The 247-nt window shown below is 62.8% G+C and carries 1 protein-coding gene; it reads left to right on the top strand.

Annotation, left to right across the window (positions count from 1 at the left end; genetic code table 11):
* Positions 1–247 (top strand): transposase (locus ELR45_RS40000; RefSeq protein WP_205857757.1); only part of this gene is annotated, 247 nt, incomplete at both ends.

The raw sequence follows: 247 nt of genomic DNA, 5'->3' as shown, positions 1-247 counted from the left end.
GCGTAAGCGCCAACGCCGGCTGAACGGGATCGACGAGGTCGTGTTGTCGTTGACGGCCAAGGGTCTGACCACGGGTGAGGTGGCGGCACACTTCGACGAGGTGTACGGCGCGAGAGTCTCGAAAGACACCATCTCGCGGATCACCGACAAGGTGCTCGGGGAGATGGCCGAGTGGTGCAACCGGCCGCTGGAGGGCGTGTATCCGGTGCTGTTCATTGACGCGATCCACGGCAAGATTCGTGATGGT

The sequence above is a fragment of the Phytoactinopolyspora endophytica genome (assembly GCF_004138495.1).
Classification (GTDB): domain Bacteria; phylum Actinomycetota; class Actinomycetes; order Jiangellales; family Jiangellaceae; genus Phytoactinopolyspora; species Phytoactinopolyspora endophytica.
This window is presented reverse-complemented; position numbering and strand designations above follow the sequence as displayed.